The organism is Thioalkalivibrio sp. AKL12, assembly GCF_000377925.1.
In the GTDB taxonomy this organism is placed as follows: Bacteria; Pseudomonadota; Gammaproteobacteria; order Ectothiorhodospirales; family Ectothiorhodospiraceae; genus Thioalkalivibrio; species Thioalkalivibrio versutus.
This window is the reverse complement of record NZ_KB898898.1, coordinates 19922-33040: the sequence shown is the minus strand read 5'-3', so window position 1 is coordinate 33040 and position 13119 is coordinate 19922. Positions and strand designations below refer to the sequence as shown.

Genomic DNA, 13119 nt, shown 5'->3' with positions numbered 1-13119 from the left:
CCGTGTTCAGAACTGCCAGGTGGCGTGCAGCGAGCCGAACTCGGCCGCGCCCTTGGCCTGCCCGCTGAACTCGCGCGAGCGCCAGACATGGGTGTAGCCCAGGCGCACCCCGCCTACATGAAACACGACCCCGGCGGTGAGCTCGCCCACCACGGGGTGCTTGTCCACCGATGGCCCGTCACGAAAGACCGGGCCGTCCAGGAACAGGTCGTAGAGCATCAGCCGCGTATCGATACCGGCAAACGCATAGCCGCCGACGCGCGCGGTGGTCTCGAATGTGTGGGTGCCGGACAGGGCCGGGCGGATCCGGGGCGGGCCGTAATCGCCCGGCAGGTTGCGCCCCGCGCGCACGATGGCGCCGGCATTCGCGAAGGTGAAGGGGGTTCCGGCGGCCGCGCCCCAGTGCGGGGTCAGGTCGGCGCCCCAGCCGTTTGGCGTGCGGTGTGACCGGCCGCGCAGCTGGCGTTCGTAGGCCAGCATCAGCGTCGGTTCATTGCCGATCTGGTGATCCCATCCTTTTGGCTCCGGTGCGCTGGACCAGCTGTGGACCTCCCTCTGGGTGCGTTCGGCCAGGGAGGCCGGGCCGACCGTGCCCAGTGTGACTTGCAGGCGGTCCAGGCGGTTGTCGTGTTCCGCGGCCATGCTGAAATTCAGGTACAGCCAGCCGGCGTAGGGGCGATCATCCGGGTCCGGCGTCGTGCGCTCGATATCCTCCGGGGTGTACATGTTCTGACCTAGGTGGATCGCCGCCTTCAGGCGTTCGGGCTCCTCGCGACGGATGAAGAACGGTAGGCTGTCCGCCACAGTCCGCAGCCACGGTGGCACGCGTTCCTCGCTGCGCGTCCAGCCGATGCGAACCCCGTTGGTGTAGTAGCGATCCTCGCCCCCGAACAGGTCGTTCTCGAATTCGAAGTGCAAGGCATCGACGCCGCTACCGGCCAGGCTGGTTGGGCTGGCGACCGCCACGCACAGGAGTGCCGTGGCCAGCAGGCCAGCCTCTCTCCAGCGGGTGGAGCGCCGTCGGGATGCGGGGGTGTTCCGGTATGATTGGCGCATGGACCTCTCCAACCAGATCATCTTCCTGGCCGCGATCGTGCTGCTGGGGAGCATCCTTTCGAGCGTGATCACCTCGCGGCTGGGTGTGCCCCTGTTGCTGGTGTTCCTGGTCATCGGGATGCTGCTGGGCCCGGAAGGCCCGGGCGGTCTGGTGTTCGAGAATATCACCGTTGCCTATCTGATCGGCTCGGCGGCGCTGGCGATCATCCTGTTCGACGGCGGGATGCGCACACCGGCGCGCAATTTCCGCATCGGGCTGAAGCCGGCGCTGGGGCTGGCCACACTCGGGGTCATCGTCACCTCGGGGCTGACCGGGGCGTTCGCCGTGTGGTGGCTGGGACTGTCCTGGCTGGAGGGGCTGCTGCTCGGGGCGATTGTCGGGTCCACCGATGCTGCGGCGGTGTTCTCCCTGCTGCGCTCGCGCGGGCTGGAGCTGAAGAGCCGTGTCGGCGCCACGCTCGAGATCGAGTCCGGCTCCAACGACCCGATGGCGATCTTCCTGACCATTGTGCTGATCGAACTGCTGCTGATGCCGGAACAGCAGTTCGGCCTGGTGGTGCTGGTCGAGTTCATCCAGCAGATGGGCCTGGGCGCGTTGCTCGGGGTGGGTGGCGGCTTTGCCCTGCTCGCGCTGATCAACCGGGTGCCGATGGCGGCCGGGCTTTATCCGCTGTTCGCCATGGCCGGGGCACTGGCTATCTTCGGGCTCACCGGGCTGGTCGGCGGTTCCGGGTTCCTCGCCGTGTACCTGGCGGGGCTGCTGCTCGGCAACCGACCGCTGGAGGCCTCGCAGAACATCAAGCGCTTCCACGACGGCATCGCCTCGCTGGCGCAGATCGGCATGTTCCTGATGCTGGGCATGATCGTCGCCCCGTCCGAGCTCCCGCCGGTGGCGCTGGACGCCGGCCTGGTCGCCGCCGTGCTGATCCTGATCGCGCGGCCGCTGGCGGTGTGGATTTGCCTCTACCCATTCCGCTTTCCCTGGCGCGAGCAGGTGTTCATCTCCTGGGTCGGTCTGCGCGGGGCGGTGCCGATTATCCTCGCGCTGTTCCCCTTGCTGGCCGGGCTGGAACTGGCTGGCTACTTCTTCCACGTGGTGTTCTTCGTCGTGCTGATCTCGCTACTGGTGCAGGGCTGGACCGTCGCCACCTCGGCACGCTGGCTGGGGCTGGAGTTGCCCCCCGCCACCGCGCGGGTGCAGCGCACCGAGCTCGACATCCCGGGGCAGCAGGAGATGGAGCTGGTCGGCTACCGTCTGGCGGAGACCACCCCGGTGGTGCGCGAGGCCTGGTCGAACTTCCGCTTGCCGGGCAGCGCACGGGTGGTGGCGCATCTGCGCAAGGGCAAATTGCTGGAGACCCTGGAGCTGCTGGATCTGCACGCCGGCGACCATCTCTACATCATGGTCACGCCCGCGGATCTGCATGACCTCGACCGCCTGTTCGTGCCCAAGGACGAGGTGCCGGAACGCCTCACCGAGCGCAGCGTGTTCGGCGAATTTGCGCTCAACGGCGACGCCCAGCTCGGCGCAGTCGGCATGGCCTATGGCGCCCCGGTCCCGCCCGAACGCCAGGGTGAAACCCTGGAGGTCTATCTGCGTCGCGAGCTCCAGGCCGAACCGGTCGTCGGCGATGCCGTCGATCTCGGACCGATGCGCCTGGTCATCCGCGAGATGGACGGCGCCCGCATCACCCGCGTCGGCCTGAAGCTGCTGAAGCCTTCGTGATCATGTCCTGCCAGGTTAAAAGCAGGGGCATGTGGTCGCTGACTTTCAGCCAGTAATCGGTCGGGTAGCCAATTTCGATCGCGCTCTGTGCCAGCTGGTCGTGGGGTACGAAGGCGTAGTCAATGTGATAAGGCTTGTTCGCGTTTCGCTGGAGATAGAACGTGGCCTGGGACTCGCCGCCCTGTGATTCGTCGAACTGGTGGTGGTAAAGGCTTCGCAGCCCGATTGCCTCGAGTTCGGACACGACGTCGGTGTGATTCCACCATTGGTCGGGGCGATCCCAGACCGTGTTGCTGTTGAAGTCGCCAACGATGACCGCCTGATGCTGACGGATTTGTTCGCGGTGGATCTGGAGATATTTCCAGAATTGTCCGATGTACCGAAAGGCCTGCTGGTTGCTGCCCTTGGTCCAGACGGCGATGAAGACCTGATTCTCGTCCAGCACGAACGGCAGAAATAGTTTCAGATCGTTCGTGGCCCATTCGAGGGCCGGGCTGGTCCCGGAAAGCCCGGGAAGCTGAAAGTTTCCGGACCAGTGCAGGGCCCGAACCGAATGGCCATTTCGCGGAAATATTCCGATGCCTTTGTGCAGTGATTCGCCGGCCCAGAGGTAATTGCCGGCCCACTGGTGGAAGGCCGGAGTCGAGTGAGCGGGATCCTCGCATTCCTGAACGACGAGTACATCGGCATCCAGTCTGCTGATTGCATCGAGCTTGTTGCGCAACGCCCCGTTGCAGTTCCAGCTGACGAGCCTCATCCCTATTTTTCGAGCATGGCCTTCAGGCCGGCGAGGTGGGCGCGGGCGGTGAGCTGCTGGGTCTCGGGGTCCGGCGGCTTGGCGTCGGGCCAGTCGAGATGCTCCCCGGGGAGTTCGTCGAGAAAGCGCGAGGGCTCGCAATCGATGCTTTCGCCGTAGCGGCTTCGGCTTTGGGCGTAGGTGATCAGGAGGGTTTGCTGGGCGCGGGTCAGGCCGACATAGGCCAGCCGGCGCTCCTCCTCGATGGAGTCGTCTTCGACGCTGACGCGGTGTGGCAGCAGTTCCTCCTCGAAGCCGACCAGGCAGACATGCGGAAACTCCAGGCCCTTGGCGGTGTGCAGGGTCAGCAGCTGTACCGACTCGTTGCCGTCCTGGGAATCCCGGTTGCGGTCGAGGATGTCCATCAGGCTGATGCGATTGACGATGTCGGCAAGACCCATGCTGCGGGTGTCCTCGGCCTCGTCATCACCGTATTCGGCCGTGGTGTTCGCTCCGCCCATGCGCCCGACCCAGTCGATGAATTCGCGCACGTTGTCCATGCGCCGGGTCGCTGCGCGCGGGTTGGGGCTGTTCTCCAACAGCCAGGATTCGTAGTCGATGTCCTCGACCAGGGCGCGTAGCAGGACGTCCGGGGACTCTTCCGCGCCGCGGCGCTGAAAGCCGTCAATCCAGTCAGTAAAGCGCTCCAGCCGGGCCTGGGCGCGGGCATCCATGTATTCGGAAAGACCGGCGCCGCGCGCGGCCTGCAGCAGGGAGGTGCCGCGCTGGTTGGCGTAGTGGCCGAGCTTTTCCAGGGTGGCTGGCCCGATCTCGCGGCGCGGGACGTTGACCACGCGCAGGAACGCGGTGTTGTCGTCCGGGTTGGCGAGCAGGCGCAGGTAGGCAACCAGGTCCTTGATCTCGGCCTTCTCGAAGAACGACTGGCCGCCGCTCAGGCGGTAGGGGATACCCTGCTCGCGCAGGAGCTTCTCGAACAGCCTGGACTGGTGGTTGCTGCGGTAGAGGATCGCGAAATCCCCCCAGCCCGCGTTGAGACGGAAACGCCGGCGCATCAGCTCGGAGACCACGCGCGCCGCCTCGGTGTCGGCGTCGGAGCAGCCGATGACCTCGATCTTTTCGCCCTCGCCCAGCGCGCTCCACAAGCGCTTCTCGAACACGTGCGGGTTGTTCGCGATCAGCGCGTTCGCGGTGTGCAGGATGCGGTTGGTGGAGCGGTAGTTTTGCTCCAGCTTGATCACCTCCAGGCGCGGGAAATCGTCCTGCAGGCGCACGAGGTTTTCCGGGCGCGCGCCGCGCCAGGCGTAGATCGACTGGTCGTCGTCACCCACCACCGTCAGTCCATCACTGACGCCAACCAGCAGGCGCACCAGTTGGTACTGCGCGGAGTTGGTGTCCTGGTACTCGTCGACCAGCAGGTGGCGGATGCGGTCCTGCCAGCGGTTACGCAGCTCCGGATCATCGCGCAGGCAGTCCACCGGGCGCTTGATGAGGTCGTCGAAGTCCACCGCGTTGTAGGCGCGCAGGGCGTCCTCGTAGCGTGGGTAGAGGTTGGCGGCGGCGATGGCCTCCGGGGCATCGGTCATCTGACTCGCCTCGTGCAGCGCCTCCGCCGGCGTCATCAGGTCGTTCTTCCAGCGGCTGATGTGGCCAACCAGTGCGTCCACCTCGGAGCCGGTGTCGTCGCGGTAGGTGATCTCGCGCAGCAATTGCCGGCAGTCGCCCGGATCGAGGATCGAGAAGCCGGCACGCAGCCCGGCCGCCTGCAGTTCACGGCGCAGGAAATTGAGCCCGAAGGTATGAAAGGTGGAGACACTAAGCCCGCGTGCCTGCTCGCGCGCCAGGCGGCCCTGCACGCGCTCGCGCATCTCGCGCGCCGCCTTGTTGGTGAAGGTGATGGCAACAATGCGGCGCGCCTCGAGCCCGCGCTGCTCGATCAAGTGCGCGATCTTCTCGGTGATTACGCGCGTCTTGCCCGACCCCGCTCCGGCCAGCACCAGCAGTGGGTGGTCCGTGGTGGTCACGGCGGCCTGTTGTTGAGGATTCAGTTCAGACACCGGGGTGATCGATTCCTTCTCAGCGGGGCGCGTAAACTAACCCACGATCCAGCATTCATAAAGACAGTAACGGTGAGGGTAAGCCATTGACCGATGTGTCGGGCACTGCAGCCGCGGCCGGGACGGACGGGTCGCTCCCGCGTCTGACCCAGTTTGATTTTCATCAGCGCCTGATGGATGTGCCGGGCTCGGCGGTGATTCTGTTCACGCGCCAGGGCTGCGGCGCGTGCAAGGTGATGGGGCGGGTCCTGGCGGAGTGGCAGGCGGCCGCGGATGCGCCTGCCTTGTTCGTGGTGGACGCCGAGACGGATACCGCCCTGGTGCGCGAATTCGAGGTCTTCCATCTGCCGGCGCTGTTCGTGTTCCAGGCGGGCGCCTACCACGGTCGCCTGGAGGCCCCGCCCCGGTTGCCCCTGCTGCGCGAGGCGCTGACCGCCTGCCTCGCGCGCCCACCCGAGGAGGCACCATGACCTCGAACGACATCGACTGGTGGCCGCCCGCGCGCGTGGTGGAAAGCCCGAACCAGGATGCCCGCCCGCCGGGACAGGACCCGGAATTGATTGTGGTGCATGCGATCAGTCTTCCGCCCGGCGAGTTCGGCGGACCGCATATCGCCGAGCTCTTCCAGAACCGGCTGGATCCGCAGGCCCATCCCTACTTTGCCGAGATCGCGGCGTTGCATGTCTCCGCCCATGTGCTGATTAACCGCGACGGGTGGGCTACCCAGTTCGTGCCGTTCTCCCGCCGTGCCTGGCATGCAGGGGCGTCGCAGTGGTGCGGACGCGAGCGCTGCAACGATTTCTCCATCGGGATCGAACTCGAGGGGACCGACGAGGATCCGTTCACCCCGGCGCAGTACGCCGAACTGGCGCGGTTGGTGGGCTGGCTCCGGGCACGCTACCCCGGTATTGGCGCGGATGGGCTGGTGGGGCACAGCGACATCGCGCCGGGGCGCAAGACGGACCCCGGGCCCTGCTTCGACTGGACGCGCCTGCGGCGGCAATTGCAGGCGGTGACGGCATGATCGTGGATTTGTTGCGCCACGGGGAGCCGGAGGGCGGTCAGCGCTATCGCGGTCATGGCTGCGACGATCCGTTGAGCCCGCGCGGGTGGGCCCAGATGGAGCAGGCGGTGAAAGGCGAGGCCGGCTGGCAGTACGTGGTTAGTTCGCCGATGCAGCGTTGCCGCGCCTTCGCTGAACGCTTCGCCGCCGGACAGGATTTACCGCTGTCCCTGGCGCCGGATCTGCGCGAGGTGGGCTTCGGCGACTGGGAGGGGCGGACCCGGGTTGAGCTTCAGCGTGACCGGCCGGAGGAGTACCGCGCCTTCTACGCCGACCCAGTCCACGCGCGGCCGGCAGGGGCCGAGCCGCTGGCGGACTTTCGGCGGCGGGTGGAGACCGGCTTCGAGGCGGCGTTGCGGCCCCTGGAGGCCGAGCGCGTGCTGCTGGTCGTGCACGCCGGGGTGATCCGCGCCCTGGTGGGCTGGGTGATGGGGGTGCCGGACGTGCGGCTGTTCCAATTGGAATGCGACTATGCCAGCCGCACCCGCCTGCACCGGCATCCGACCCGGGGCTGGCGCCTGATCCACGCCAACCGGGTTTGAGTCGGACGCCGCTCCGGTTTACCCGGCCTGGTTGCTGCGTTTGGGGACGGCCTTCACCGACAGGTAGAAGTCGTTGTTCAGCACGTCGATCAGACGATCGATGTTCGGGTGCTTGCCGGGGTTGGCGCGGGCGTCATCGGCGTGGCTGCCGTACATCAGCAGCCCCGAGTTGGCCGCCTTCGGGCCGATGCCGCCGAAGTCCAGCGCCAGCTGGTAGTAGATCTGCAGCGACAGGCTCTGGCCTTCCACGTTTTCGATGGTCGCGGTGGGGTTGTAGTCTTCGCCAAACAATTCCAGGCGTTCGATATTGCTGACGTCGGGCAGCTTCTTGGACATGTCGGGCTCCTCGAAATAATGGCGGCATTATCGGGGCATGACCCGGTGGCGACAACCAACCCGCGAAGGCGGCAGGGTCGCGCCGGGTCAGCGACGAAGGCGCCACATGCTAAGATAGCGGCTTTTGTCGAGGGGACACGAACATGTCGCGAAGCGCGTTCATGGAGGCCGCCCAGGCCGCCGCCGATGCCGCCGAGAAGGTAATCCGCCACTATTACGAGGCGGGTGTCGACGTTGAAACCAAACCCGACGATACCCCGGTGACCCGGGCCGACGTGGAGAGCGAACAGGCGATCCGCCAGGTGATCCGCGAGCACTTCCCGGAGCACGGTTTCTACGGCGAGGAGACCGGGCAGTCGGACATGGATTCCGACTATGTCTGGCTGATTGACCCGATCGACGGCACTAAGAGCTTCGTGCGTCGCTACCCGTTCTTCTCCACCCAGATCGCGCTGATGTACAAGGGCGATCTGATCCTGGGGCTGTCCAATGGCATCCAGTTTGGTGAGCGGGCCTGGGCGGAAAAGGGCCAGGGCGCGTTCCTGAATGGCGACCCGATCGCGGTCGAGAAGACCACCGATCTGGGGCGGGCCTCCCTGTCCACCGGTAACCTCAAGTCCCTGGCGCAGAATGCTGAAGGCTGGAAGGCACTGGGCGGCATCACGGCCGAGGTGAACCGCACCCGTGGCTACGGCGACTTCTACCACTACCACCTGCTGGCGCGCGGCAGCATCGACCTGATCGTCGAGTCGGACGTGAATATCCTGGATATCGCCGCACTGGCGGTGATCGTGCGCGAGGCGGGGGGCGTGTTTACCAACCTCTCTGGCGGCGAACTGGACCTGCAGACCGCGAATGTCCTGGCCGCGGCCACCCCGGAACTGCATCGTACGGCCCTGACCCGCTTGGGCTGGAAGGGCTAGTCAGCGCCTTCCCATGCGCCTCGGTTGGGGCGCATGGGGTTGCCGGCGCCGGGGGTTATTCTCCGGAGCCGTTCCCGTTGGTTCCCACCAGTCCGTGGGTGCGCAGCTTCTTGCGCAGGGTGGCGCGGTTGAGCCCGAGCAGGGCCGCCGCGCGGCTCTGGTTGCCCCCGCAGCGCTCCAGCACGCTGGCCAGGAGGGGGCGCTCCACCTCGTTCATCACCAGCGCGTAGAGATCGTGGCTGCTCTGCCCATCCAGGGTCTCGAAGTACTGGTCCAGTGCATGGCGCACGGACTCGGCCAGCACGCAGTCGGACGGGAGGACGCCTGCAACCGGCGTCTCGTGGACCTCTGGGTCCTGTTCGAGTGGCATGTTCATGCTCATGCAGCCTCGCTTGCGATTCCCGTCAGGTGGGCCCGAAGGCGCCACAGTTGTTCGCTGGCCGTGGGGGCGGCGAGAAGGTCAGCCCGGGCCGCCCGGGTGCGGGCCTCGTCGAGACCCAGGCCCTGAAGATACCAGCCCAGGTGCTTGCGCGCGATGCGCACGCCCTGCGGTTCGCCGTATTGGGCGTGCAGTTCGCCAATGTGCTCCTCGATCAGGGCCAGGCGGGCGGCGCGCCCGGGTGCCGGCGGTATCGGTTCGCCCGCCAGCGCGGCCCGGATCTGGCCCGGGAGCCAGGGCTGGCCCTGGGCGGCGCGCCCGATCATCACGCCCGCCGCACGGGTCGTATCCAGTACCTGCAGGGCCTTTTCGGGGCCGGTGATGTCGCCATTGGCGAGCACGGGGATGGAAACGGCCCGGACGATGCGCGCGATGGCGGCGTAGTCCGTCTCTCCGCGATAGGCATCGGCCCGCGTGCGGCCATGCACGGTCAGCATCGCTATGCCGCAGTCCTCGGCAATGGCCGCGATGGTCTCGCCGTTGATCCGTTCGCGGTCGAGGCCCAGGCGCATCTTCAGGGTCACCGGGACCGTGACCGCGGTGGTGAGCGCCTGGAGCAGTTCGCGCACCCGTTCCGGCTCGCCCAGTAGCGCCGATCCGGCGGCCTTGCTGCAGACCTTCTTGGCCGGACAGCCGAGGTTCAGATCAATCACGTCGGCACCGCGGCGCACGTTCTCGCGTGCAGCCTCGGCCAGCGCCTCGGGTTCGTTACCCAGCAACTGTACGATGCGCGGGCGCGGCTCCTGGCGATGATCCAGGCGGTGGCGGCTCTTGTCGCTGGTCCATAGTCGGGTGTCGGAGGTCACCATCTCGGATACCGCCGCGCTGGCCCCCAGGCGGCGGGCCAGTAACCGAAACGGACGGTCGCTGACCCCGGCCATCGGCGCCAGAAACACGACAGGGTCGGGGAAGTGGTGAGTTCCGAGCTGCATCGGGGCTATCGGGTCGGGAGCAAGCGGGCCAGTCTAGCAGCTAACCTGCGCGGTTTCCGGTGCGGTCGATCGCGAAACCATGTGAATGCGCGCGAGCTTGGACCCGGGAATTACCGGGGCTGGATTTCGATGCCGGTGATGTGGCCATGAGGACTGGCAACGGCCAGACGCACCGAATGGGGGGAGTGGGCATTCATCGGTGCGTGGGTGTCGGTGTAGTCGTCGGGGGTCAGCCGGAGGGTGCCATGGGGCGTCCCAAGCTGGTCGGTCAGGCGAATATCGAGGATCGGCCAGGCCTGCCGGATCGGGCTCTCGAGCACGAATTGCAGGTGCAGAGTGCCGTCGCTGGTGGTGAAGAAATCGGGCGCCGAGGTGCGGACTTGGCCAGGGGCGCGCCGCGGGTGCCAGGTCGGGCAGGGGATGGCCCCGCACACTTGCGCCCGGGCCTGGTCCAGCTGGGGGCTCTGGTCCGGTGCCACGGGCGGGATTGCCAGTAGTTGCGCGCCCAGCAGCAGCATCAGGGCGGCAGCCAGCATGACCCCCGGCCAGGAGCGCCGGCGTATCGTGTCTGCCGAGCCCAGGGGGCTTGCGTGGCGTTCGATGTTGAGGGGTATTGCAGCGCCCGGGGCCCGCTCGATGGCGTGGAGGGGCGCCTGGCGTGCCGGGAGGAGCCCCTGGCCCAACACGCGTTCGCCCGCGCCGCCGATCTCCAGTGCCGGGAACAGATCGAACTCGGCATCGCAATTGGAGCAGTGCACTTGCCTCTGGCGGAGCTTGGCCCCGCGGGCGAGGGCGTGGGTGACGCCGCATTGGGGGCAGCGGGCCAGCATCCTACGGGCTGGGCGTCAGGTGTCGCGAGGATTCGCCCGATGGGGCCTGTTGATGGGCTTGCGGCGCGTTGCTGCAGCCGGGCGATCCTGTGCTTGCGGCGCCTTGCCGTTGAGAGCGATCGACTCGGCCGGGCGCGTCCATGACTCAGCGTCTCCCTAGCGCCGGCGGCCGCCGAGCAGGGCCCAGCCTTCGCGACAGTCCTCGACGCCGATATCGAAGGTGTCAGAGTAGGCCGCGATGACCTCGTCTGCCTGGCGTTCGAGCAGCCCGGCGAGCAGGATGCGTGCGCCCGGTTTCGCCGCCCGAGCCAACTCCGGTGCCAGATCGATCAGCGGCTTTGCGAGGATGTTGGCCAGCACCAGGTCATAGGCCGCGTCGGGCACAGGGTGATCGGTCAGCCCCGTCTCCAGCTGTGCGGGCGGGATGGCGTTGGAGTCGGCATTGCTGCGGGTGGCTTGCACGGCCTGTTCATCGATGTCGATGCCCAGTGCATGGCGTGCGCCCAGCTTCAGGGCGGCGATCGCGAGGATGCCCGAGCCGCAGCCGTAGTCGAGGACCTCTTGATCGCGCGGTGGCTGCTGGGCCAGGGCGGCCAGGCACATCGCGGTGGTCGGGTGATTGCCGGTCCCGAAGGCAAGACCGGGGTCCAGGCGCACGAAGGTGCCTTCCTCGATCGCCGGTTCGTCCTCCCAGGAGGGCACGATCCAGAGTGCGCCGCCGCAATGGATGGCGCCAAGACCGTCCAGCCCGGCGCGGACCCAGTCCTGGTCCTCGATCGCCTGGACCTGGATCGCCTCCGGGGCCTGCGCCTGGCGCGCCAGCGCGGCGGCGGCGAGGTCTGCCTGGGTGGTGTCCGGGAACACCGCCTTCAGGCGCACGGTGGACCACAGGGGATGGGTGCCCAGGGGCGGCTCGAAGAGGGGTTCGTCTGCGGCGTCGAACAGCTCGACGCTGACGGCACCCAGTTCGAACAGGGTGTCCTCCAGCGGCTCGGCTTGTTCCGGGCTGATCTGGCATTCAAGTTCGGCAAGGCTCATGGCATCAGGCTCGTGGCGCGAGGGGGAAGGGTCAGGCCTGTGCCTTGAGCTTCTTCTCGAGATAGTGAATATCGGTCTCGCCGCGCTGGAAGTTCGCGTCGATCATCAGGTCGTGGTGCAGCGCGACGTTGGTCTGGATGCCGTCCACCACGATCTCGCCCAGGGCGCCGCGCATGCGCGCCAGCGCGATCTCGCGGCTGTTGCCGTGGGCGATCAGCTTGCCGATCATGGAGTCGTAGTACGGCGGCACCATGTAGCCGTTGTAGATGTGGGTATCCATGCGGATGCCCGGTCCGCCCGGCGCGTGGTATTGCTGGATGGTCCCGGGGCTGGGCATGAAGGTACGGGGGTCTTCCGCATTGATGCGGCACTCGATCGCGTGACCGGTGATGCGCACGTCGTCCTGCGTGTAGCCCAGGGGTTCCCCGGCGGCGATGCGGATCTGTTCGCGCACCAGATCGATGCCGGTGACCTGCTCGGTGACGGTGTGCTCGACCTGCAGCCGGGTGTTCATCTCGATGAAATAGAACCCCCCGTTCTCGTACAGGAACTCGAAGGTCCCGGCGCCGCGGTAGCCGATCTCCTGACAGGCACGGATCAGCCGTTCGGCCATGGCCTGGCGCTGGTCATTGGTAATACCCGGGGCCGGTGCCTCCTCGATGACCTTCTGGTGGCGTCGCTGCATGGAGCAGTCACGTTCGCCCAGGCAGACGGCGTTGCCGTGGCTGTCGGCGAGGATCTGGAACTCCACGTGGCGCGGGTGTTCCAGGTACTTCTCCATGTACAGGGTGTCATTGCCGAACCCCTGCTGCGCCTCGTTGCGGGTCAGCGATATGGCGTTCAGCAGCGCGCCCTCGGTGTGCACCACACGCATGCCGCGGCCGCCCCCGCCGGCGGCGGCCTTGATGATGACCGGGTAACCGATCTCGCGCGCCAGCGCCAGGTTGGTGTCCGCGTCGTCGCCCAGGGCGCCGCCGGAACCGGGGACGCAGGGCACGTTGGCCTCCAGCATCGACTGCTTCGCGGAGACCTTGTCGCCCATCAGGCGGATGGTCTCGGCGCGCGGACCGATAAAGGCGAAGCCCGAAGACTCCACGCGTTCGGCGAAGTCCGCGTTTTCCGACAGGAAGCCGTAGCCCGGGTGGATCGCGCCGGCGTCGGTGACCTCGGCGGCCGCGATCAGCGCGGGAATGTTCAGGTAGCTCTCGCCCGAGGCCGCGGGGCCGATGCAGACCGACTCGTCCGCCAGGCGAACGTGCTTCAGGTCGCGGTCGGCGCTGGAGTGGGCGGCGACGGTGGCAATGCCCATTTCGCGGCAGGCACGCAGGACCCGCAGGGCGATCTCGCCGCGGTTGGCGATCAGAATTTTTTCAAACATGCTCGAACCTGTTTCCAGCGAAGCCGGGGGTGTGAGGCCCGGCGG

Annotated in this window: 14 protein-coding genes; 5 read left to right on the top strand and 9 right to left on the bottom strand. The window is 67.1% G+C overall.

Annotated features, from left to right (window positions below; translation table 11 throughout):
• Nucleotides 1-6: 6 nt before the first annotated feature.
• Nucleotides 7-966 carry a lipid A deacylase LpxR family protein gene (locus D579_RS0109285; RefSeq protein WP_018168382.1) on the bottom strand — a complete coding sequence of 320 codons (960 nt, stop codon included), beginning with the start codon at nucleotides 964-966 and terminating at the stop codon, nucleotides 7-9.
• A gap of 88 nt (nucleotides 967-1054) precedes the next feature.
• Between D579_RS0109285 and D579_RS0109280 the strand changes: the two genes are divergently transcribed.
• Complete coding sequence (locus D579_RS0109280) at nucleotides 1055-2782, top strand: potassium/proton antiporter (protein ID WP_026289491.1); 1728 nt, start codon at nucleotides 1055-1057, stop codon at nucleotides 2780-2782.
• Here D579_RS0109280 and D579_RS0109275 read toward each other — a convergent pair.
• Nucleotides 2745-3539, bottom strand: coding sequence for an endonuclease/exonuclease/phosphatase family protein (locus tag D579_RS0109275; protein ID WP_081621713.1), 795 nt, complete (start codon nucleotides 3537-3539; stop codon nucleotides 2745-2747). The genes D579_RS0109280 and D579_RS0109275 overlap by 38 nt on opposite strands.
• Nucleotides 3540-3541: 2 nt before the next feature.
• Nucleotides 3542-5593, bottom strand: coding sequence for a UvrD-helicase domain-containing protein (locus D579_RS0109270; protein WP_018176258.1), 2052 nt, complete (start codon nucleotides 5591-5593; stop codon nucleotides 3542-3544).
• Between the two features lie 86 nt (nucleotides 5594-5679).
• Between D579_RS0109270 and D579_RS0109265 the strand changes: the two genes are divergently transcribed.
• Genes D579_RS0109265 through D579_RS0109255 form a run of 3 tightly spaced genes read left to right on the top strand, consistent with a single transcriptional unit; the run spans nucleotide 5680 to nucleotide 7198 of the window.
• On the top strand, nucleotides 5680-6063 hold the full coding sequence (locus D579_RS0109265) for a thioredoxin family protein (RefSeq protein WP_018168378.1): 384 nt from the start codon (nucleotides 5680-5682) through the stop codon (nucleotides 6061-6063).
• Entirely contained in the window at nucleotides 6060-6617 is a 558-nt protein-coding gene (gene ampD, locus D579_RS0109260; RefSeq protein WP_018951821.1) for a 1,6-anhydro-N-acetylmuramyl-L-alanine amidase AmpD, read from the top strand. The genes D579_RS0109265 and ampD overlap by 4 nt, the downstream gene beginning before the upstream one ends.
• On the top strand, nucleotides 6614-7198 hold the full coding sequence (locus D579_RS0109255) for a histidine phosphatase family protein (protein ID WP_018951820.1): 585 nt from the start codon (nucleotides 6614-6616) through the stop codon (nucleotides 7196-7198). The genes ampD and D579_RS0109255 overlap by 4 nt, the downstream gene beginning before the upstream one ends.
• 18 nt (nucleotides 7199-7216) lie before the next feature.
• Here the strand turns inward: D579_RS0109255 and D579_RS0109250 are convergent, their stop codons facing one another.
• Complete coding sequence (locus tag D579_RS0109250; RefSeq protein ID WP_018938908.1) at nucleotides 7217-7534, bottom strand: DUF2322 family protein; 318 nt, start codon at nucleotides 7532-7534, stop codon at nucleotides 7217-7219.
• A gap of 161 nt (nucleotides 7535-7695) precedes the next feature.
• Here D579_RS0109250 and D579_RS0109245 point away from each other — a divergent pair, with 161 nt between their 5' ends.
• Complete coding sequence (locus D579_RS0109245; protein WP_018951819.1) at nucleotides 7696-8457, top strand: inositol monophosphatase family protein; 762 nt, start codon at nucleotides 7696-7698, stop codon at nucleotides 8455-8457.
• Between the two features lie 55 nt (nucleotides 8458-8512).
• Here D579_RS0109245 and D579_RS0109240 read toward each other — a convergent pair whose 3' ends face one another.
• The 5 genes from D579_RS0109240 to accC form a co-directional block, all read right to left on the bottom strand.
• Nucleotides 8513-8839 (bottom strand): helix-turn-helix domain-containing protein, encoded by a 327-nt coding sequence (locus tag D579_RS0109240; RefSeq protein ID WP_018951818.1) that lies wholly within the window; start codon nucleotides 8837-8839, stop codon nucleotides 8513-8515.
• Nucleotides 8836-9828 carry a tRNA dihydrouridine synthase DusB gene (gene dusB / locus D579_RS0109235; RefSeq protein ID WP_018176256.1) on the bottom strand — a complete coding sequence of 331 codons (993 nt, stop codon included), beginning with the start codon at nucleotides 9826-9828 and terminating at the stop codon, nucleotides 8836-8838. Before dusB ends, D579_RS0109240 begins: the two co-directional genes overlap by 4 nt.
• Nucleotides 9829-9938: 110 nt before the next feature.
• Nucleotides 9939-10586 (bottom strand): DUF3426 domain-containing protein, encoded by a 648-nt coding sequence (locus D579_RS0109230; RefSeq protein WP_018951817.1) that lies wholly within the window; start codon nucleotides 10584-10586, stop codon nucleotides 9939-9941.
• A 228-nt stretch (nucleotides 10587-10814) separates the two neighbouring features.
• Nucleotides 10815-11696, bottom strand: coding sequence for a 50S ribosomal protein L11 methyltransferase (gene prmA / locus D579_RS0109225; RefSeq protein ID WP_018168372.1), 882 nt, complete (start codon nucleotides 11694-11696; stop codon nucleotides 10815-10817).
• 31 nt (nucleotides 11697-11727) lie between these two features.
• Nucleotides 11728-13074, bottom strand: a complete 1347-nt coding sequence (gene accC / locus D579_RS0109220; RefSeq protein ID WP_018951816.1) for an acetyl-CoA carboxylase biotin carboxylase subunit — start codon at nucleotides 13072-13074, stop codon at nucleotides 11728-11730.
• Nucleotides 13075-13119: the final 45 nt, after the last annotated feature.

Excerpts from the sequence above, each read along its gene's own strand:
- D579_RS0109280 (WP_026289491.1), top strand. The coding sequence starts at position 1,055 with ATGGACCTCTCCAACCAGATCATCTTCCTGGCCGCGATCGTGCTGCTG.
- D579_RS0109275 (WP_081621713.1), bottom strand. The coding sequence starts at position 3,539 with ATGAGGCTCGTCAGCTGGAACTGCAACGGGGCGTTGCGCAACAAGCTC.
- ampD (WP_018951821.1), top strand. The coding sequence starts at position 6,060 with ATGACCTCGAACGACATCGACTGGTGGCCGCCCGCGCGCGTGGTGGAA.
- D579_RS0109255 (WP_018951820.1), top strand. The coding sequence starts at position 6,614 with ATGATCGTGGATTTGTTGCGCCACGGGGAGCCGGAGGGCGGTCAGCGC.
- D579_RS0109250 (WP_018938908.1), bottom strand. The coding sequence starts at position 7,534 with ATGTCCAAGAAGCTGCCCGACGTCAGCAATATCGAACGCCTGGAATTG.
- D579_RS0109245 (WP_018951819.1), top strand. The coding sequence starts at position 7,696 with ATGGAGGCCGCCCAGGCCGCCGCCGATGCCGCCGAGAAGGTAATCCGC.
- D579_RS0109240 (WP_018951818.1), bottom strand. The coding sequence starts at position 8,839 with ATGAGCATGAACATGCCACTCGAACAGGACCCAGAGGTCCACGAGACG.
- dusB (WP_018176256.1), bottom strand. The coding sequence starts at position 9,828 with ATGCAGCTCGGAACTCACCACTTCCCCGACCCTGTCGTGTTTCTGGCG.
- prmA (WP_018168372.1), bottom strand. The coding sequence starts at position 11,696 with ATGAGCCTTGCCGAACTTGAATGCCAGATCAGCCCGGAACAAGCCGAG.
- accC (WP_018951816.1), bottom strand. The coding sequence starts at position 13,074 with ATGTTTGAAAAAATTCTGATCGCCAACCGCGGCGAGATCGCCCTGCGG.